Genomic DNA, 20372 nt, shown 5'->3' on the forward strand with positions numbered 1-20372 from the left:
CTTAGAGATTAATGGGTGTTCCGAGATAAAATGAATAGATTTTTGCGGCCAGTACAGCATTGTATTTTGCCTGGATATAGCTTTGCATGGCCTGTACATATAAGTTGCGCTGTTGGTAAAAGTCGTAGATGTTGGCAGATCCAATTCTGAGTTCCTCGTTAGAGATCCGGTACAGTTCCTGGTTGTATTTCAATTGCTCTGAGGCAGAGGTGTATTGGTTTTGCGCGTTTTGAACCGTAATATAAGCCTGTTCAGTAGTTAGCGCCAGGGTGGTTTTGGTATTTTCCAAAGTGTTTTTATTTTGGTCTATCGCAATTCTTGCTTTAGCCACATTGGTTTTGTTTTGTCTTTTGGTAAAAATGGGGATGGAAAGCGTAATGCCCGCCTGCTGATAAAAATTATTATCGAACTGCCTAAAGGCATTGTAGGTAGGGTCCCTGGCATAACTGGTGCCCAGGCCAGCGCCCAATGTAAGGCTTGGCAGGTAACCGGATTTGGCTTTGGTTAAGTTAAGGTCTGCAATTTGCACCGCCAGCTCTGCGTTTTTAACCTCCGGGCGGTTTTGCAAAGCGTAGTCCTGTACGGTAGCAAGCATAGGGATGGCCCCACCGGTAAGTACTGTATCTGGCTTTAGCACATCAAAGTTGTTGAGTTGTGGCAATTGCAGCAATTGCTTTAAGGTAATTTTATCCTGGCGTTCGGCATTTTCTGCCGAGGTAAGGTTGTACACATCTGCTGCCAGTTGGGCTTCAAACTGTACCACTTCTTTTTTGGCCACAGCGCCGGCAGCAAACCTTCGTTGTGCTTGTGAAAGCTGTGCTTTAGAAGTTTTTACCAGGTCCTGATTGTAAATGATGCTTTCCTTATCTACCAGAATGTTGAGGTAGGCCTGCGTAATTTGCAGGGTAATGTCGTTTTCGCTTTCCAGTACGCTATAGTTTGCAGCTTGTACAGAGAGGCTTTTCTGTTTGATGTCTGTTTTTAAGTAACCGCCCTGGTATAAGGTCCAGGCTGAACTTAGACCCAGGGAACCAGAAGAATTGATGGCATAAGTACTGCCGTTTAGGCTTTGATTGTAGTGGTTATAAGATAAAGAACCTGATCCGTATAGGTCTGGCAGTACCGCGGCTTTGGCCAGGAGCTGGTCCTGCTCGGCATTTTTGGTGTCCAGCCTTAGGTTTTTAAGGGTAATGTTGTGTGCCTTTGCATACTCAAGGCAAGCGGCCAGGTCCCAAACCGGGGGCAGAGCTTTGCTGGTCGTGTCCTGTGCCGTTCCATATAAAAATGAAAAGCAAAGGAAACTAAGGAGCAGGTATTTTAAGGTGAATGGTGACATAATGCTGCGTTCAAATCTGTTGTAATAGCTCAAATCAACGCTTCTTTAGGGGTTTTAAAAAACCGGATAGACCGGGGGCAGAAACACACCGATGAAGCGCGGGTTTAAACCGACGGAAACATTTGCACCTTTGCCATTGGGTTGAGTACCTTGTACCACATTAAACCATTAAGTAAAAAAAGAGATGACCCAGATAAAAAACCGTGCATACATTAGTATTCTACTCCATGTTTTGGTATGGGTACTGTTTGCCTTTTCGCTTCTTTTTTACCATCCCCTAACCTGGGGTATTGAACTGCCCCTGCAATTTTGGATAAAACAATCTGGCATTTTGCTATTACTGATTGCCATCTTTTACCTCAATAGTTATGTTTTGGTGCCTCAATTGCTGCTCAAGAACAAGAACATGTGGTTTGCAATGGTTATCCTGGCCGTAGCGCTGTTGGCTGGTCCGCTGGCAAGGGTGTTGGACAATGTGCTTGACCTTCCCAATTTAATGCAGCAGGCATTTAACAAGATGGGCGTTGCCGGGCCTCCTAAAAAACGGGATGCGATTGATCTTTTCCTGGTGATGATGGTTTTGCTGATTGCGGGGATTAGTACCAGTTTTAGCCTGATCCAGAAGCGGCAGCTGGACAAGCAGGCGCGTGAAGCGGAAGAAAAAGAGCGCATAGGCTCTGAATTGTCTTTTCTAAAAGCGCAGATTAACCCGCATTTCTTTTTTAACACACTGAATAACATTTATGCCCTTACCCATGTAGATGTAGAAAATTCCAGAAGGGCTTTGCATAAGCTGTCCAGAATGATGCGCTACCTGTTGTACGAAACGCAATCCGGCAATGCGCCACTGGCTAAAGAGATTTCCTTTATCAATGATTACATAGAACTCATGAAACTGAGGTTGAACGATACCATGCAAGTGCGTTTTGAAGCGCCGGAAATTGTTGAGGAACTTTCTATTGCGCCAATGCTTTTTCTACCTTGTGTAGAAAATGCTTTTAAGCATGGTGTAAGCACAACGCAGCCTTCGCAAATTTTGATACAACTTACTGTTGCCGGCAATGAGCTGGATTTTAAAGTTAGCAATACCATCTTTAATGAAAATGCACTTACTGCCGATGAATATGGGGGCATAGGCCTCAGCAATACCAAACGTCGCCTGGAACTCTTATATCCTGGCAGACATACTTTTCTGGCACAAAAACTGGAAGATAGCAATGAATTTATTGTTCACTTAAAACTTGTAACCGATGGTACTCAATTGCATAGCGGTAGATGATGAGCCCCTGGCATTAGGCCTGGTGTGCAGCTTTATAGAACAAACTCCCTTCCTGAAACTTGTTGGTCGTTTTTCCAGTGGCATTACGGCTTTATTGTTTTTACATGAACAGTCAGTTGATCTGATTTTTCTGGACATCCAGATGCCAGACCTTACCGGGATGCAGATGGCACGTTTGCTGGAGAAACCCACAAGCGGCAATGCACCAAGGGTAATTTTTACCACTGCTTTTAACAATTATGCCTTGGAGGGCTATAAGGTGGATGCTTTGGACTACCTGCTTAAGCCTTTTGATTACGAAGAGTTTTTGAAAGCCGCTCATAAAGGCAGGGCCTACGCAGAATTGCTAAGTAGTGTTAACAATCCGGCAGCGACTATACTGGAAAGCCATGATGAGGAATTCATTTTTCTAAAAGTAGAATACCAATTGCTTAAGGTAGCGGTAAAAGACATTCTGTATATAGAAGGACTTAAAGACTATGTGAAGGTTTACCTGGAGGGACAATCAAAGCCCGTATTAACTTTAACTACTTTAAAGGCCATGGAAGAGCGGCTTCCGGTAAAAAACTTTTTGCGTGTGCACCGGTCTTACATTGTAGCGCTGGATAAGATCAGTAGCGTTGCTAAAAACTCCCTGAATATTGGAACCCTGAGTGTTACCGTAGGCGAGCAGTACCGTGAGGCTTTTAACGAATGGTTAAAGAAGTGGATATATTAACCTAAATGCCTATAATTGTTTTTTTAAATTTATGGATGCTCATGAATTAGCAAATTATAGAGATGATATGCTGATGGATTTAATTCGTCAGGATAAGCATTTTGCGTTCAATGAGTTGTACAGGAGGCATTGGGAAAAAATGCTCAATGTTGCCTATAAAAGATTAAAATCTGCTGATGTTGCGGAAGAACTGGTACAAGAGGCTTTTTTAAATTTGTACCTGAAAAGAAAAACCCTGGTCATCACTACATCCATTGCCGCCTACCTGCATACGGTGCTCAAATATAAAGTGCTGGATGAGGTTAGGGCACAATTGGTGCGCAACAATTACCGGGAGGAATGGTTAAACAGGCCGGAGGTGGTATCAGATGATGTGCATACCATGCTGGAACATAAGGAGCTTTCTACGCTGATGCTAAATATGGCCGATCAGCTTGCGCCTAAATGTAAGGAAGTGTTTTTGCTGCGGTATAAAGAGCAATTGAGCATTAAAATGATTGCCGAGCAATTACAGATTTCGGAAAAGACAGTTGAGGGACATATCAGTGTAGCTCGTAAAACCTTGAAAGTATTGCTGAAAGATTACCGTGCGGATTTCCTTTCTGCACTGATTTTTCTCTCCTTATTGCGCTAATTTCATTTTTTTCATTTTTCAGCAAGGGTTTTTCATTTCACAAACGATATGGTTTATAGAGCGGGGTTATTTTCCGCATTACCTTGAACTATGATCAGTAAAGAACGTCTGGAATATTTAATCACTGCCTGCCAAAATCTGGAGGCTTCTGCCGCAGAGCAGGAGGAACTGGATTATTGGTATGCAAGCTTTGAACTTGACCAGGATTTTACGGCTGCCTTAAATGCAGCTGAAAAATCTGCGGTTGAAGCGCGCTTGATGAAAGACCTGGACTCCCGGATTAAAAAATCTGTATGGAAATGGAACTGGCAACCCTATGCTGCTGCGGCAGCGGTGTTGATGGTACTGACTGCTGGTTTAATGATGTATAAATCCAATCGTAGTGTTGCGCCGGCAATCAGCAAGGTTAAAAAATATCAAAACGACGTAGCTCCGGGAAAAAACAGGGCATTCCTTACGCTTGCTGATGGAACTAAAATAGACCTGAACGATAAAAACAGCGGACTGCTTGCGAGTCAGTCGGGTGCAAAGATCATCAAGAAAGCAGACGGTACCATTGCTTATGAACATACAGCAGATAAAAATATAGTTCCAGCTTATAACACCATTAGCATACCTAAAGGCGGTCAATACCACCTGATTCTTCCAGATGGAAGTGAGGTTTGGATGAATGCACATTCATCTTTAAAATACCCTTCGGTATTTGCAGGAAACAAAAGAGAAGTAGAGCTTATGGGAGAGGCGTACTTTCAAATTGCGCATGATCAGAATAAGCCTTTCAGTGTAAGATCTTCCGGACAGCTGGTAAAAGTATTGGGAACGCATTTTAACATTAACAGTTACCCTGAGCAGGAGCCTGTAAAAACCACCCTTTTACAAGGAAGTATTTCTTTGCAGCAAAGTGCTACGGGTAAATCTTATCTGCTAAAACCAGGTCAGCAAGCCAGTTTAGCAGCGACGGTAGCCATTAAAACCGTAGATACGGAAGCGGCAATAGCCTGGAAAGAAGGCTTATTTATTTTTGAAAATACAGACATTAAAACCCTTATGCGCCAATTAGAGCGCTGGTATGACGTGGATATCAATTATTCAGGTCTGCCGGATAAACGGTTTTATGGAAGAATATCACGTGATGTGCCCTTATCCGAAGTTTTAGATATGCTGGAGGCCACCAGTAATTTAAAATTCCAAATAGCAGGAAGGAGGGTCACGGCGGGATACCAATAATCATCATCAATAGTAAATAACCGAAATCATCATTCAACTAAACCAAAAAATTTGAAAAATTTATACAAAAAAACCCTATCGCTAGGGCTGAGCATATTGTGCCTGTGCTTTGCAATAAGTGCCAGTGCACAAGACGTTACTTTACACTTTAAAGCGGCTCCGCTGCAGAAAGTGATCGATGCAGTTTCTAAACAGAGCAAATTTAATTTCCTGTTTGATGCTGAATTTCTTAAGAAAGCAAATCCTGTAACCATTGATGCAGACCGCATGTCTGTACAGAAGGTACTCCCCTTGATTTTTGCCGGTCAGCCCTTCAATTACAAGATTACTGGCAAGTCCATTATCCTTACACAGAAAGTAAGCAGCCGGAATGTAACCGAAGATGAGATTATTCATGGTATGGTGACCGACAGTTTGGGCGCTGGATTGCCGGGTGTAAGTGTGTTACTTAAAGGAACATCAATTGCAGGGCAAACCGATGCAACCGGACATTTCTTGTTGAGGAATACCGGGGCGAATAAAACCGTAATCGTTAGATATATGGGTTACAGAAGTCAGGAAGTTACTGCAAACGGTAGCGAGAACTTAAACATAAAGCTACAGATGGAAAGTTATGGCTTAAATGATGTGGTAGTTAACGGTTTTCAAAATGTAAGCCGTGAGCGGTCTACTTCTGCTATTACGCAAATTAATAATGAACAGTTGAATAAGCAGATCAACGTTGACTTGCTTTCTGCATTGGAAGGCCAGGTTCCCGGATTGTTATATATAAAGAATCCAACAGGTTCATCAGCTGATAGACCAGTCCTGCGTGGAATTGCAAGTTATCAGCCTACAACAACTAGTAGTCCACTGATTGTAATTGACGGACTGCCAACTGAATTTACAATGGATCAAGTAAATCCTTATGATATTGAGTCCATTAGCGTGTTAAGGGACGGTGCCGCATCTTCAATTTATGGTTCGAGATCTGCTTTTGGAGTTATCGTATTGACAACAAAACAGGCAAAAGGTAGTGGGGTAAAAATTAGTGCTAACGCTGACTTTTTTCTTACTGCAAAGCCGGATTTCAGCAAAATGCACTATGCAAGTACTAGCGACTTGATTGACTATGAGACTGACTTATACAATTATGAAAAAAGCAGAGCTGGCTCAGCTACAGCGTTGTTCAATTCATATGGAGATATTGGTGGCTCTACCATCAAATATTATTCGCCACTTTATCAGCTCTATCGTCAGCAAGAGGCAGGGACCTTAAGCGCTACACAAGTAAATAATACGCTTTCCCAATGGAGAAATAATGATTATTTGCGTGATTATAGGGATAATGTATGGCAAAATGAATTGAGAAAAAGATACAATCTTTCTTTGAGTTCTGCTACTAAAACGAACAATACCTATATGAGCTTAAATTATGATGAGAGCCAGGAAAGGGTAAAGAATAATCAGGGAAAAAGTTTAAATCTGTATTTCAAATCTACTTATAACTTAAAGAAATGGCTTACAGCAACGTTTGGATTTAACGGAACATATACTCAAGATCAATCTACGGAATTAGAGTATTCAGATTACAATTTGCAGCCACGTTACGCTCAAATTGTTGATGCCAATGGAAACCGCGTAGTTGCAGACTATATAAACCTAAAAGACGGATTTACCTCATCGGGAGAGATGAATGCCGTTGCAGCCTTAAAATTAAAAGCAATTCCCGATTTTAAACCTGTAACTTTTAATATACTGGATGAATTAGAAAAAGGACTTACTACCCAAAAGAACCTGAAATTAAGAGGCTTTGCAGATATTAAGGTTGACCTATTCAAAGGATTGAGTTATGATGCAAAAATTCAATACGAAAATTCACGCAGAGATGTAGAAACTTACAACGAAGCTGATAGTTATAAGATGCGTTATGCTTATAATGTTCTAACTGTTTATAATACCTCGACAGCAAAATATACACACCCAATTATTGATGGTGGAAGATTTAGACAGCTAAGTCAGCAAAGCTGGAATTACACTTTCCGTCAACAATTAAGTTTTGACCGTCTTTTTGGCAATACAGGAAATGAGCATTCTATTGCGGCAATTGCAGGTTTTGAATTACGTGAAACCACGACTCCGAGATCTATTGAACAAATGAGATACGGATACGATCCGCAAACCCTTACTTCGGCTGCTTATGATGCTTATACTATGAGCCAAACAGGAGTAGTAAGTTACATCTATAGTGCTAATAAGACGCTTGGTGCTTTGGCAAATTCGCAATCATCTCTAAAACATAGGTTTGTTTCAGCATATAGCAATTTGAGTTATACCTTTAGGGGTAAATATGTAGCTACCGGAAGTATTCGGGTAGATCAGGCAGATCTGTTTGGTTTGGATCCGAAATATCAATATCGCCCACTGTGGTCGGCCGGATTAGCCTGGAATGCCAGCAGCGAGGATTTTTTGAAGAAATATGATTGGCTAAGTATGTTAAAGTTCAGGGCCACCTATGGTATAAACGGTAATGCAGAACTTGCCTCTTCTACTTATTTGGTGTCCAGAATTAGAAATGACAATTTATATCCTGCCTTACAATATACGGATATAGTATCTTATCCGAATCCAAAATTGCGGTGGGAAAAGTCAGCAACACTAAATTTCGGTATGGACTATGCTTTACTTAACAATAGGCTTAGAGGAAGTATAGACATGTATACGAAGAAGAGTACAGATTTATTGGTGCCGAGTAGTCTCGATCCGACTGTTGGCGTTGCAAGCATTGATATAAATAATGGTGCTATTACCAATAGGGGAGTAGAAATTGCTATTGGTGGAGACTGGCTAAAAAGAAAAGATCTTACATTAACATCAAATTTTGTCATCGCATTTAATAAAAGTGAAATTGTTAAAGTAACAAGGACAGTAACCGATGCATATTCTGCTATTACTTCGCCAACTTCCTATTTTTTCCTCAACACACCACTAAATACTATGTATGCCTACAAGTATGGAGGAATGGTTAATGGTTATCCTTATTTTCTTGATGAAAAAGGAGAATCTAACGTGGTCTTTGACGCAACTGGTACGCCTACGTCAATCAAATCGATTACCAATCCTGATGCACTCGTTAATCTCGGAACTTTAACACCAACTTATACTGGATCGTTTAATCAGCGTGTAAGCTATAAGGAATTTTCACTGGGTGCCATGTTGGTGTTTTCTGGAGGCAATAAACTACGTAAGGATGTGACTAACATTGGGGCAACAACTGTAACTGATGAAGACTTAACTCGCCGATGGAAGTCTGGCTTAGAAACAGATTTGCCGAGATTGTTAATAGACTATCCGCAAAACTTATCTACTTCTGCAAGTACATTGGCATCTCTATGGCAATATTCTGATAAACAAGTCTTGGATGCAACCTATATAAAATTAAGAAACGTTTCTCTTTCTTACAGCTTGCCAAAAAGTGTCAATAACCTTATTAAAGTAAGTTCTGCAAGAATTACAGCGCAAGTAAATAACCTGTGGTACTGGAGTAAAGCAGGAGATGACATTGATCCTGAAACCTACTCGCTTAATTCGGGAACTCGTAGCCTACAAACTCCAAAATCTTTTCTGATTGGTTTAAACGTTAATTTTTAATCGCATTATCATGAAAACTTATATAAAACTTTTATCATGTGCAGTAATCTTATTTTGTGGGTCCTGCAAAAAATACCTTGATCTGGTTCCGGCTGGTTCTAAGATAGTTGAGTCGGCTCAAGACTATTACAATCTGGTTTCTTACCCAAACCGTGCATATGTAATCACCAACTTTCAATACCTAGTGGATGACCAGTGGATGAAAGAATCGGATGTAATCGGCAAAACAAATCTTAATACGGTTAACTTCACTTTTGATGAGACACAAAATAGGGTGAACCTGATTAGTAGTTCCAACTTTTACAGCAGAAGCTACGTCTATATCAACCGCTGGAATACTATTATTTCGCTGGTTGATGATTCTCATGGAGATGAAAATATTAAAGTTCTTGCTAAAGCAGAAGCTAAAGCCTTGCGTGCATTTGATTATTTTCTATTGATCAATGTTTATGCAAAAGCATACAATCCTGCAACAGCTGCTACTGATGGTGGGATTTGTTTGATGGAGAAATACGATTTGGAAGCCCAGCCAGTTAAGTCTACGGTAAAAGACGCCTATGACCTTATCCAAAAGGATTTGGATGAGGCTATCCCATTTTTGCAACAAACTCCTAAAGATGTGTACCATCCTTCTCTTGCGTTTGCCTGGGCATTAAAAGCGAAAGTACACTTGTTCAAAAAGGAATTTGCGCAGGCAAAAGATGCAGCATTGAAATCGTTAACTTACAACGATCAGATTTTTGATCTGGTAGCTTACAGTAGACAAGGCGGACCTACATCTGTACTGGTTCCTGCTGCTAACAACCCTGAAGTGTTGAGTTATCAATACATGACCGGATACAATGAAATGAGTTTTGGTTACAATTATGTGATCAGTCCGGAGCTGAAGACTTTATTTGGTACCAATGACGCCAGATATAACCTGTTTTTTAATAGTGTAAATGCCAGTTTTCTTGATATTGGCGCAGGTACAGCTTACTGGAGTGTAGCTTATACTAGATTCTTTTATTCAACTGTAGGATTAAAAACCACAGAAGTATATCTTATGCTTGCAGAGACATATGCAAGAGAAGGTAACAGGGCAGATGCAATTGCCATCATTAATAAATTGCGTGCAAAAAGAATTGTTTCCGGGACTGTAGATTATGCAGTGCCTGCAACAGTTAAAGAAACGATGGATATTGTGATCAGCGAACGCCGTAAGGAACTGTTGTTTGGTTTTAACAGGTTTTTTGACCTTAAGAGGCTTAATACTGAACCTGACTATGCCAAAACAATAGTTCGTGTATTCCCGATCGTAAATACAACTGTCCCAAAACAAACTTATACGCTTAAGCCAGATTCAAGATTGTATGTGATTCCTTTCCCGAAAGATGTTTTGCTGATTAATCGTGGCTTGACTTTAAACACGGATGAAACCCTTCCTTTTTAAATCGCTAAAACACACCAATGAAATTTAAACTTACACTGGCAATTTGTGCAATATCCCTTTCGGGATTTGCACAAAAACCAGCGGTTCCGAAAACCGATAGCACCGCTAAAAAGCCTGTAGAATATAAAAAGATTATTCCTGAGAATGCCAAAGGTCAGCGTGGCTTGTTTGATGTAAAACAGGTAGATCAGAAATGGTTTTTTGAGGTTCCTGATAGCTTGCTTGGTCGTTATTTATTGACCGTAACCCGCTATGTAAGCACGGCACAAGGCATGGATAGCTATGGTGGCGAAAAGATCAATGAGCAAACCATTTATTTTGAAAAGGGAAACAACAACAACCTTTTTCTTAAAGGACTGGTATATCGCCAGGAGGTGATGGATGCCAACGGCCCTTTTTCTAAAGCGGTGATGCAATCGCAGGAAAACCCTATCATTGCAGCTTTTGACATCAAGACAATTAATCCTAAAACGGGAAATTATGTTATTGAGGTTACGGATCTATTTAAAAAGGATGTTTCGGCCATCTCTTTTACTACAGAAGAGAAGGGCTCGAAAAAGCTAAGTGGGCTGCTGGATGACCGTTCTTTTATTGAACGTGTAAATGCCTATCCAATAAATATTGAAGTGAAAACCACTAAAACCTACAGTACCAGTGCGGGCTCTGCACCTGCCGGAGCACAAACAGGCTTTGTTACCTTAAGGTTGAATACTTCTTTGGTATTATTGCCAAAACTGCCCATGCAGAAACGTATTGCTGATGAGCGGGTAGGTTATTTTGCCAATAAGTATGTGCTCTTTGATGAGGACAAACAGCGGACTTCGGACAAGTTTTTTATTCAGCGTTACCGACTGGAACCAAAGGATCAGGACATTGAAAAATATAAAAAGGGGATTTTGGTAGAGCCTAAAAAGCAGATCGTATATTATATTGATCCGGCAACACCAAAGAAATGGAGACCTTATTTAATTAAAGGGATTAATGATTGGCAGAAGGCTTTTGAAGAAGCTGGTTTTAAAAATGCCATTGTTGGAAAAGAATGGCCGGAGGCTGATACCACCATGAGTTTGGAAGATGCGCGTTTTTCTGTCCTCAGGTATTTTGCCTCGGAGAAAGCGAATGCCTATGGCCCAAGGATTAGTGACCCAAGAAGTGGTGAGATTATTGAGAGCCACGTTGGCTGGTACCACAATGTGATGAAACTGGTGCACAATTGGTATATGATTCAGGCCGGGCCATTGGATCCCAGGGCCAGGAAAATGGAGTTTGATGATGAACTAATGGGCGACCTGATTAGATTTGTATCTTCACATGAAATTGGGCACACTTTAGGTTTAAGGCATAACATGGGTGCAAGCAGCCAGACTCCTGTTGAAAAACTGAGGGATAAGAAATGGGTGGAAAAGAACGGGCATACCGTTTCTATTATGGATTATGCCCGCTTTAACTATGTTGCCCAACCAGAAGATCACATATCTTCAAAAGGAATTTATCCGCGGATAGGTGCTTATGACAAATGGGCAATCAATTTCGGTTATCGTTATTTCAATAGAAAAGGAGATGCTTATGCTGAAGAAAAGATCTTAAGCAAAATGGTTACTGATACCTTAAAAGCACATCCACAGTTGTGGTTTGGCGGAGAAGGTAAAGATGAAGATCCAAGAAGTCAGTCGGAAGATTTGGGTGACGATGCCGTTGCCGCAAGTGATTACGGAATCAAAAACCTGAAAAGGGTTGTTTCAAACCTGATCCAATGGTCTTATGAACCGGGCGATCATTATGATAACCTTTCGGAATTGCATAAAGAGGTGGTAAGACAATACGGCAGGTATTTATATCATGTAGTTAAAAACATCGGAAACCGAAAGATCACCAAAAGGAGCGTTGATGAAGGAGGTATAGTATATACTGACATGTCTAAGCTACAGGTAAAGAAAGCAGTTGATTATATCAATCGTCAGCTTTTTACCCCACCACTGTGGTTATATCCAAAAAATATTACCCAACTCATTGATAGCAAAGCGATGGAAGACATTTCGGATAACCAAACTCAGGTGCTCAATATGCTGTTAAGTCCTGGTATGTTGTTTAACCTTGGACAGAAAGCATTGAGTTCGGCAGATCCTTATCCGGTGAATGAGTACTTGGCTACGCTTTTGCCCATGATCTGGAGATTACCCTCAGGAACGGCAGAAGAGCAAGCATATGTGAGAAGCTTACAGCGTTCTTACCTCGAAAAGATAGGCATGTTGGTAAACCCTAAAGATGTTGAAGAGGGTAAAGCGATGAACAATGCTCAGCGCAGTGATGTAAGGTTGGAAGCGAAACGCCATCTTAACAACATTCGTGAAAAAGTTCAGCAGCTTCTTCCTCAAAGTGAAGGCATTAATAAACTGCACCTGGAAGATGTAATAGTGCAAATAGATAAAATTATTAAAAAGGCAAGTGTAAATCCATAATTATGAAGAATTTGATCCTGGCTATATTTTTGGCCTTTACTTTTGGAAGTGTAAATGCGCAGGCGATCTTAAAAACCTCTGCCCAGGAAGTAGCGACGCCAGAATTGGCAAAACAAAGAGAGGCGCTCAAAAAAGGCATTATAACCAATTATCTGGGCCTTAAGTCCTGCCTGGTTGCATCAGATTCTGTACAAGCCGCTAAACATGCTGCTGATCTTGTAACTGCATTAGATAGGTTTAAATTTAAAAAACTGGATCTTGAGCAAATGAATGCTGCCACTACTATGCGTGGTAAAATAAAAGGACTTGCTAAAAGTATTGCCGACACCTATTCTATAAACAAGCAGCGGGGTTACTTTATGGAACTTTCTGAAGGGATGTGGAGCATCATGGAAAGGTTTGTGCCTGAGAAAACGGTATTGTACCTGCAAGAATGTCCCATGACGAGTAAGGTATGGATTAGTGATGAAAAGGAAATTAAAAATCCTTACTACCCTAAAAACATGCTGGACTGCGGTGCCGTAAAAGCTGAGTTAGGTTCTAAGTAAGGTTAATCTATAGTGTTGAAAAGCCGGATTGTTTGAAAAAAACAGTCCGGCTTTTTTGTTTGGTGGTTTAGATGATGATTAACAAAGTTTAACATAATGGTTGTTTTTTTAGCACATTGATTCGTCTACCTTAGTAAGAAAAATTAACCATGCATAAAATTATCGTTCTCTCAATCATGCTGTTAGCGTCAAATTGCTTGCTGGCACAAAATAAGGCCTCCATTAAAGGACTGCTAATTGATTCTGTTAGTAAATCACCTCTTGAATTTGCTACTGTAGCTGTAGTTAATGCAAAAGATACCTCCTTAATCTCTTACACCCTAAGTGATAAAAATGGAGTTTTTAAGCTAAATGGTATTTCTCTTGAAAGACCGACTAGAGTAATCATCTCTTACGTGGGTTACAAAACACATCGCCAGGCTCTTAATATATTAAAAGGAGAAATGCAGGATCTTGGAACGATTATTTTGGCTACTGAAAGTTTGAACGAGGTGATCATAAAAGGCGAACGATCCCCTATTGTTGTTAAAAAAGACACAATAGAGTTCAATACAGAGGCCTTTAAAACGAGGCCAAATGCGGTAGTAGAGGATTTATTAAAGAAGCTGCCAGGTGTACAGGTAAATGCGGACGGCACAATCCAGGTAAATGGCAAATCCATCAGTAAGCTACTTATTGATGGAAAAGAATTTTTTGGTAATGACCCGAAGGTGGCCACCCGAAATCTGGATGCAGATATGATTGACAAAATCCAGGTATACGATGACAGAGAAAATGACCCGAATCATAAAATAAGTGCAGCGAAAGTCAACAAGATCATCAATTTAAAGCTAAAAAGTAAGATCAAAAAAAGCACAATCGGTAAAATTTATGCAGGTGGGGGTTCTCGCAGCAGGTATGAAACCGGAGCGATCCTCAGCAGCTTTAGAGATACTTTGCAAGTAAGCCTGATTGGCCTGGCAAACAACTTAAGCAAAACGGGTTTCTCAAATGACGACCTATACAATATGGGCGGTTTCGGTCGTTCAGGAGGAAGCCAGATATGGGATGGCACGCTTGGAGGAAGGGGCTGGGGCGGCATAGAGAAAGTAGCTGCAGGTGGCTTTAACATCAATAATGACTATGGCAAAAAACTGAAAATAAACCTGGTTTATTTTCACACCAACACTAAAACAGCCACCAATGGTGACGTGTTATCAGAACAGTTTTTGCCAGAAACCAAATTGACAAGCGCTTACAACTATCGGTCAGATCAGCAATCGCTAAAAAACGCGCTAAGTGGATTAGTAGAATGGAACCCTGATACCCTTAACCGCTACCGGTATGAACCTAAGCTGGAAATAAATAGTGATAAAGGCTTTGACGAAAATACAGGAAATACATTTAACACGATTGAGCCCAGACTTACTGAAACCAATCAAAAAGGGCAGGATCTTTCAAGAAATACAAGTTTTAACCATAGCTTTTCGTATAACCGAAGGTTAAAAAAGAAAGAAGCAAGCATCAGCATTTCTCATTCTTTGTCTTTGAATACGAGAACATCAGACAATTACAGTGTAAATAATTTAACCTCCTATACTACTTCGCTTCCGTCCGTTTTGCAGGACCGTTATATTGACAATGGATCAAAATCCAGTTCTGGGATGCTCTCAATTGAATTTAGTTATCCCATCACAAAGCAGCTATTCACAGAAATAAGTTCCGGAACCAACTATTTATCTACGAAAGAGGGGGTTTTAACATATGACAAAAATAGTCAAACCAATGCATATGACCAGCTTTTAACGGATCAAAGCAATGAACTAAAGCGGGATCAATTCACACATAATATTCAACCGAAATTAGGCTTTAAATTTACAGATGAATTTAAACTTAAGATTGGATTTAATGCATCGTTGCAAGACGTAAATAATCATTTTAGCAGTAATATTGGCGACATTAAAAATAGCTACTTTAATCTTTTTCCTTCCATATCACTAGAGGGCGCAGGATATTCAATCAACTACTATGAGCATATAGAACAACCGTCTATAAGTGATATTCAGCCTATCGTTAGGCAATATAGCACCATTTCTACTTTTACCGGTAATCCGGAGCTCAAACCCAAATACAACAGGAACATCTCTGGAAGCTATTACAAGTATATTAGTGCAAAACAGATCAACATTAATGCAGGTACAGATTTAACGTTATCGCAGAACAACGTAGTTCGTAGAAATATGATTAGTGCGAATGGCGTATCATCCTCTACTCCACTCAATAGGGATGGTGGCATGAGCGGATATCTGTATGTTTATTTAGGAAAGCAATTTAAAAAATCTCAAAACTGGCAGATCGGCTTAAACACAAGCTTAAGCAGCCGGATAGATAAAAATGCTTTTTTCTTAAATGCAGATGAGGGGGTTCAATATCAATATCAGTTTCGGATTGGACAAGATGCGACATTTAATTACAAAGAATTGCTTGACTTAGCAAGCAGCTATAGTTTTTCGAAATCGATTACATCATACAAGAATGTAGACTACATTTCAAGGGATAACTATACGCATTCATTAAGCACTTCTGCTACTTTAAAGTGGCCAAAGAAAATAGTTTTAGATACTAAATACAGCTACGTGTACAATCCTCAGTTTGGTGCGGGCTTCCAAAAAAGTACGCATACCTTAAACATGTCTTTAGCCTTGCTTATGTTTAAAAAAGACCGGGGACAATTAAAGCTTTCCGTATACGATTTGTTTGATCAAAACATTTCTAACTACAGATCAGCGAATGAGAACAGTATAGTGACTTATTCATCAGCAATCTTAAAAAGGTATTTTTTGCTAACCTATCAATATAAACTGAATGTGTTTAAAGGCAAATGATGCAAAACAAGTTAGATGTACCATTAACCTTTGCTTTGGACTTGATGCTCTAGCGAACACGATACAGCGATAATGTGATGTCATTAATCGTAAATGATTGTGAACTGATCCCGAAGTAAGTCTATTCTAAATTTTTATTAAAAACGTAATAAGTCCATGTTTTATCCTAAAAACATGGAGTAAACGTGGACTTAACATGCAGCTGATGTGGAGGAAGCTGAGTAACAGGAGAGGTTGTGTCTTATCCTAAATAGGCTATACTGTTTAATGAATTAATTTCAATTAGATTATTGTTTACATTGGTTGAATTGCCGATCATGTAAGTTTCCTTTTTCTTATTTAATCAGTTTTTACAAGGTGACTTTTACTGGTTTCCAACCAATTTTAAAGGAACATTTACAGCAAACGGTTTTGCTAGTAATGGTTCAGATGTCATAAATATGGGGCCTGCAGGGAGGTTCTTCGTACAAAAAGGGTTTAAACACCATAACTGAGCCGGATAATAAACGCATCAAGCACGATAATTTATCGAGGTCTATTCGAGGTTTATCCCTGTTCTATACGGGTTCTATACGAGTTCTATGCCTGTTTGTTTACAACAACCTCCCTGCAACTTGCATCTTTGTCTTAGGATTTTGTCTAAGGTTAGAAATTGTTTGATGTAGGGCATTATAAAACCTCATTGTGGTTTGATTAATTATTTTGCCTATTGTTTTAATATTTGATAACGCTTATATTGCCATATCTAAATGCTATAGCGTTAGACCATGTTTAACTGTTCTTTTATGCTCTTAAAATATGATTACTTCCTTAATTTTCGCTGAAAGTGCATCTGTTGCCGTGCTTTCAAAATTTCTCAGCTGTACACATTATGCTATTCCTGAAATTGCTACGACTTATAAAAGTGGGGTAGCCATTCTTAAAACTCAAAAGCCAGACATGGTTTATATTGATGTGAGCTTTGTAAAAAAGCACCATATGGAGCTTAGCCACCTCAAATCCAGAGAGCGTTTTATTTTGCTTTGCGATGATTTGGAAGACTATAACACCTATAGCTGGTTGTTTGAAGATGTGCTTCTTAAGCCATTTGATTTCGATAAGTTTAAGATGTGTTCATTTAATTTACTGACCGGATGGGTAGCGTCACTTCTCAAAATGAAAGACCCTTCAGCAGGGGGGTATTTTACATTAAGGGATGGCAATAAACAACGGGATTTTGGAATCGACCTTGAAGATTTATTGTATATGGAGAGTTGCGGTAATTATGTCCAGGTGTTCGACGTATATGGGGGAAATGAGACGGTGAGAACAACCATGTGAATAATAAGGATAAGACTATGCTTCGGATTGGTGTAGCTTTTAGGAAATAAATATATAATATGAATTTAATAACTTTAATAGGATTTATAATAGTCCCGGTAAAACTTGAAGAGTTTTATGTTGAGCAGGAACTGGACATGGATTCAGAGGCATTGATTATTTTCATGAAAGAATCTTTAAGTATGGAATCTGAAATATATATATATCCAATAGAAGAAACGGATGATGATCTTGTTTATGAAAAAAATGGAATAAAATTTATCCAGTTTTTTCCATTAGATTATGCATTAGAGTTAATAAATTCAGATTTACAATTGATGAATAAGGGATTGACAGATCAAGCTATTGCCGAACGATTATTAGAGTATCGATTAAAGGATGCGTAGTAGTCGATCGGGCTTTGTCGAGTATAATGATGGTACTACACCTCAGTATAATGGAAATATCGCAAACCAATTGTGGGGCATACCAGGTAATTTAAGTCAGGTAACAGTAGAATAACATTCAATCAGAGCGGTAAAGTTGTACAGACTGATGACTATCAACCATTTGGAAAAGCGTTTATTAGTTTTGTATCTGGCAATAGGAACAACTATCTTTACGATGGCAAGGAATTGCAGGATGGGCTGGGATCAGCAACCTACGATTACGGAGCGCGCTTTTATTATGGTGAGGTGGGTAGATGAAGATGATGAGGGAGAATTGTTTTTTGATAGCTTGATTGAGGCTTCTGGACATTCTACGCTTCAAATTATTTTTTTTAAGCCTGATTTTGTTGATCGGGTGACCAATGATCTGATGAAGTTTAATTGTGATTGGGAAGGTAGTCATGTGAGAGAATATATATCTGTTGATATACCCAAAATTGTTGTCTATGTAGACGCTAGGAAATATTTGGATCAAAAGAGAGTAGAAGGGGTCTTAGATTTTAAAGAAGCCTGCTTGTCTGACGATCATCGTTGATAATAGATGACCTTATCTAAATTTTGATTTTCTTTTCAGGTTCTTGGTTTGTATTGAAGATATGAAGTATGTAAATTAAATTATCCTTGGGCAGGAGTTCGTAAACTAGAACGTAAGGGAACTTGGATACCACATACTGACGGTAAGCATTCACTTTAACCGGATAGAATTCAGGGTTATTAGATATTGAAGAAATTGCTTGCTCGATTACAAGCAGAAATCTCTCGCCTAAACCGAACTTTTGTTTTTCGTACCAATCGTAAGAATTTTGTAATTCATCTTTTGCAAGGGAAGCGATAATAACACGATAGTACATCTATGCACAAATTAACGGCCTAGTAAATCTTGCTTAATTTCTGAGAAAGAAAAACCTTTATCAGTTCCAGATTTCAGCGCATTTGAACGATCATCTAGCTTCTCAATTATGGCCTGATCTTCCCACCATGGGTTAGAAGATGACTGCTTGTCAATAGAATATTTTAGTCCCAATTTATCTAAAAAGGCTTTTACTGATTTTTCAGCAGATTGATCTTCAATATTGATTGTTAAAGTTGTCATCTTATTAGAGTATAAATCAAATTTACAATTTATTTTAACAAATACCATGCGAGTAATTAAAGTATGTCTTCTCAATTTGTATCAGAATGCGGCAGGTATATATCCTGCTGGTGCATATTACACCTCCATCTCGCTACAACGTGAAGAATACCGGTATCTTCTATTTATCTGTTTCTTAATTTATTAGACAATATCCTACGGCTTCTCTTTCAGGAATGAGAGATCCAACTATTTTGGCCTATTGTTTTAATATGCTACTAATCTTATATTGCGATATCTAAATGCTATAGCGTTAGATTATGTTTAAAAGTTCTTTTAATTGATAGCGACGATTATCAGGTAGATAAATTTTAATGCAAAGAGAGATCCATACATGCATTATACAGATCTCTCCCTGCGGTTCGAGATGACGGTGCGCCGGTTTGAGTTGAGGGTGCGCCGGTTCGGAATGACGGCGATGCAAAGGTTTGGTAACAGCGTCGCGAACCTGCACAACGGTTGGACAATTTATTTACAGCTTTACAACCTGACGCTTATTCCGGTAATATTTGACGCCAAAGTAAATAGCCAGAGCAAGGACAATAAATACCCACACATAAGCTAAAGCTAAAACTACCTCGGTAAACACAGACCAGCCTTCCAATAAATTTAAGCCCAGTCTTCTAAAGAACGGTGGGCGAAAATCGGATAGCCGGTCGTTGCTCACAATCATTTTTGTAACCGTGTTTTCCTGGTAAAAACTCAACGTAATGGTGCTCAGTTTTACACGGTCATCAATTTGCAGATTCTCTACCTTTTTGTCAATGTAATCATCTTTGATATACATGGCGCTCTCTACGTTGTTGCTTTTCTTTACGGCCTTTTTGTTTAGGTTTTCAATTGCTTCAACACGGTTTTGGGCTTTAAGCTCATTGGAGAGATAGTTTAGTCCTTTGTCATTAAAATCCAGAGACTGGTGGTCTATGAAAATAGCCAGCGAGCCAACAACATCTGTAAATTCATCCAGCTTGTCAGACGGTACCCTGAGTTCCATCTTTCCTTCTGTATGGTAGCCGACAATTTCCTGTAAAGAATCCAGACTATATTTAACTGTTTCCTGTTGGGCAATGGTGCTTTCGATATTGGAAGAGGTCAGTTTGCCACCAAAGTCTTTGAGTAATTTGCTCAGCTTGATTTTAGTTTTCCGGGCATCCTTGACCCTAAAACGCATATCGGCAGTTTTGATGATTTTTTCGACGAAAGTACTGTCGGATGTTTCTGATGAACTGGCAATGGTATCAGCACTTGCATAGTCTGATTTTTTTTCGCTGTTACAGCCAAATAATGCGATGAGCATAGCCATAGCAATAATATTCCTTTTCATGATTTAATGGTTTAAAATCTGCAATCATACTGTTCATATTA

The 20372-nt window shown here is 39.4% G+C and carries 17 protein-coding genes; 13 read left to right on the forward strand and 4 right to left on the reverse strand.

From position 1 onward, the window contains the following. Position 1: 1 nt before the first annotated feature. Entirely contained in the window at positions 2–1336 is a 1335-nt protein-coding gene (locus LPB86_RS05400) for a TolC family protein (protein ID WP_230641638.1), read from the reverse strand. Between the two features lie 184 nt (positions 1337–1520). On the opposite strand from LPB86_RS05400, the gene LPB86_RS05405 reads away from it, so the two are divergent. The 13 genes from LPB86_RS05405 (at position 1521) to LPB86_RS05460 (ending at position 18410) form a co-directional block, all read left to right on the forward strand. Then, positions 1521–2615, forward strand: coding sequence for a sensor histidine kinase (locus LPB86_RS05405; protein ID WP_230641640.1), 1095 nt, complete (start codon positions 1521–1523; stop codon positions 2613–2615). After that, positions 2587–3333: a LytTR family DNA-binding domain-containing protein gene (locus LPB86_RS05410; RefSeq protein ID WP_230641642.1), complete on the forward strand. Its 747-nt coding sequence runs from the start codon at positions 2587–2589 to the stop codon at positions 3331–3333. The genes LPB86_RS05405 and LPB86_RS05410 overlap by 29 nt, the downstream gene beginning before the upstream one ends. Before the next feature lie 31 nt (positions 3334–3364). Further along, positions 3365–3967, forward strand: coding sequence for an RNA polymerase sigma factor (locus LPB86_RS05415; RefSeq protein WP_230641644.1), 603 nt, complete (start codon positions 3365–3367; stop codon positions 3965–3967). Positions 3968–4057: 90 nt separating this feature from the next. Continuing rightward, the gene (locus LPB86_RS05420) at positions 4058–5194 is read left to right on the forward strand and encodes a FecR family protein (protein WP_230641646.1); all 1137 of its coding nucleotides are present in this window, start codon (positions 4058–4060) and stop codon (positions 5192–5194) included. Positions 5195–5245: 51 nt separating this feature from the next. Then, entirely contained in the window at positions 5246–8824 is a 3579-nt protein-coding gene (locus tag LPB86_RS05425) for a SusC/RagA family TonB-linked outer membrane protein (protein ID WP_230641651.1), read from the forward strand. Positions 8825–8834: 10 nt separating this feature from the next. After that, positions 8835–10256 carry a RagB/SusD family nutrient uptake outer membrane protein gene (locus LPB86_RS05430; RefSeq protein ID WP_230641656.1) on the forward strand — a complete coding sequence of 474 codons (1422 nt, stop codon included), beginning with the start codon at positions 8835–8837 and terminating at the stop codon, positions 10254–10256. A gap of 17 nt (positions 10257–10273) precedes the next feature. After that, a complete protein-coding gene (locus LPB86_RS05435) occupies positions 10274–12715 on the forward strand; it encodes a zinc-dependent metalloprotease (RefSeq protein ID WP_230641658.1) in 2442 nt (813 codons plus the stop codon). A 2-nt stretch (positions 12716–12717) separates the two neighbouring features. Beyond that, on the forward strand, positions 12718–13263 hold the full coding sequence (locus tag LPB86_RS05440) for a DUF3347 domain-containing protein (RefSeq protein WP_230641660.1): 546 nt from the start codon (positions 12718–12720) through the stop codon (positions 13261–13263). Positions 13264–13412: 149 nt separating this feature from the next. After that, positions 13413–16127 (forward strand): outer membrane beta-barrel protein, encoded by a 2715-nt coding sequence (locus tag LPB86_RS05445; RefSeq protein ID WP_230641662.1) that lies wholly within the window; start codon positions 13413–13415, stop codon positions 16125–16127. A 798-nt stretch (positions 16128–16925) separates the two neighbouring features. Beyond that, positions 16926–17447 (forward strand): hypothetical protein, encoded by a 522-nt coding sequence (locus LPB86_RS05450; RefSeq protein WP_230641664.1) that lies wholly within the window; start codon positions 16926–16928, stop codon positions 17445–17447. Positions 17448–17506: 59 nt separating this feature from the next. After that, positions 17507–17833, forward strand: a complete 327-nt coding sequence (locus LPB86_RS05455; RefSeq protein WP_230641666.1) for a hypothetical protein — start codon at positions 17507–17509, stop codon at positions 17831–17833. Continuing rightward, entirely contained in the window at positions 17826–17948 is a 123-nt protein-coding gene (locus LPB86_RS20845) for a hypothetical protein (RefSeq protein ID WP_255695484.1), read from the forward strand. The genes LPB86_RS05455 and LPB86_RS20845 overlap by 8 nt, the downstream gene beginning before the upstream one ends. Positions 17949–17996: 48 nt before the next feature. Then, positions 17997–18410, forward strand: coding sequence for a DUF4265 domain-containing protein (locus tag LPB86_RS05460; protein WP_230641667.1), 414 nt, complete (start codon positions 17997–17999; stop codon positions 18408–18410). Positions 18411–18426: 16 nt separating this feature from the next. Here the strand turns inward: LPB86_RS05460 and LPB86_RS05465 are convergent, their stop codons facing one another. From LPB86_RS05465 to LPB86_RS05475, 3 genes are all read right to left on the reverse strand, one after another. Beyond that, complete coding sequence (locus LPB86_RS05465; RefSeq protein ID WP_230641669.1) at positions 18427–18726, reverse strand: type II toxin-antitoxin system RelE/ParE family toxin; 300 nt, start codon at positions 18724–18726, stop codon at positions 18427–18429. A gap of 11 nt (positions 18727–18737) precedes the next feature. Then, on the reverse strand, positions 18738–18968 hold the full coding sequence (locus tag LPB86_RS05470) for a hypothetical protein (RefSeq protein ID WP_230641671.1): 231 nt from the start codon (positions 18966–18968) through the stop codon (positions 18738–18740). A 511-nt stretch (positions 18969–19479) separates the two neighbouring features. Further along, positions 19480–20331 (reverse strand): DUF4349 domain-containing protein, encoded by an 852-nt coding sequence (locus LPB86_RS05475; protein ID WP_230641673.1) that lies wholly within the window; start codon positions 20329–20331, stop codon positions 19480–19482. Positions 20332–20372 lie beyond the last annotated feature (41 nt).

This window comes from Pedobacter sp. MC2016-14, assembly GCF_020991475.1.
GTDB lineage: Bacteria > Bacteroidota > Bacteroidia > Sphingobacteriales > Sphingobacteriaceae > Pedobacter.

Excerpts from the sequence above, each read along its gene's own strand:
- LPB86_RS05475 (WP_230641673.1), bottom strand. The coding sequence starts at position 20,331 with ATGAAAAGGAATATTATTGCTATGGCTATGCTCATCGCATTATTTGGC.
- LPB86_RS05435 (WP_230641658.1), top strand. The coding sequence starts at position 10,274 with ATGAAATTTAAACTTACACTGGCAATTTGTGCAATATCCCTTTCGGGA.
- LPB86_RS05455 (WP_230641666.1), top strand. The coding sequence starts at position 17,507 with ATGAATTTAATAACTTTAATAGGATTTATAATAGTCCCGGTAAAACTT.
- LPB86_RS05410 (WP_230641642.1), top strand. The coding sequence starts at position 2,587 with ATGGTACTCAATTGCATAGCGGTAGATGATGAGCCCCTGGCATTAGGC.
- LPB86_RS05450 (WP_230641664.1), top strand. The coding sequence starts at position 16,926 with ATGATTACTTCCTTAATTTTCGCTGAAAGTGCATCTGTTGCCGTGCTT.
- LPB86_RS05445 (WP_230641662.1), top strand. The coding sequence starts at position 13,413 with ATGCATAAAATTATCGTTCTCTCAATCATGCTGTTAGCGTCAAATTGC.
- LPB86_RS05430 (WP_230641656.1), top strand. The coding sequence starts at position 8,835 with ATGAAAACTTATATAAAACTTTTATCATGTGCAGTAATCTTATTTTGT.
- LPB86_RS05415 (WP_230641644.1), top strand. The coding sequence starts at position 3,365 with ATGGATGCTCATGAATTAGCAAATTATAGAGATGATATGCTGATGGAT.
- LPB86_RS05420 (WP_230641646.1), top strand. The coding sequence starts at position 4,058 with ATGATCAGTAAAGAACGTCTGGAATATTTAATCACTGCCTGCCAAAAT.
- LPB86_RS05470 (WP_230641671.1), bottom strand. The coding sequence starts at position 18,968 with ATGACAACTTTAACAATCAATATTGAAGATCAATCTGCTGAAAAATCA.
- LPB86_RS05405 (WP_230641640.1), top strand. The coding sequence starts at position 1,521 with ATGACCCAGATAAAAAACCGTGCATACATTAGTATTCTACTCCATGTT.
- LPB86_RS05440 (WP_230641660.1), top strand. The coding sequence starts at position 12,718 with ATGAAGAATTTGATCCTGGCTATATTTTTGGCCTTTACTTTTGGAAGT.
- LPB86_RS05400 (WP_230641638.1), bottom strand. The coding sequence starts at position 1,336 with ATGTCACCATTCACCTTAAAATACCTGCTCCTTAGTTTCCTTTGCTTT.
- LPB86_RS05465 (WP_230641669.1), bottom strand. The coding sequence starts at position 18,726 with ATGTACTATCGTGTTATTATCGCTTCCCTTGCAAAAGATGAATTACAA.
- LPB86_RS20845 (WP_255695484.1), top strand. The coding sequence starts at position 17,826 with ATGCGTAGTAGTCGATCGGGCTTTGTCGAGTATAATGATGGTACTACA.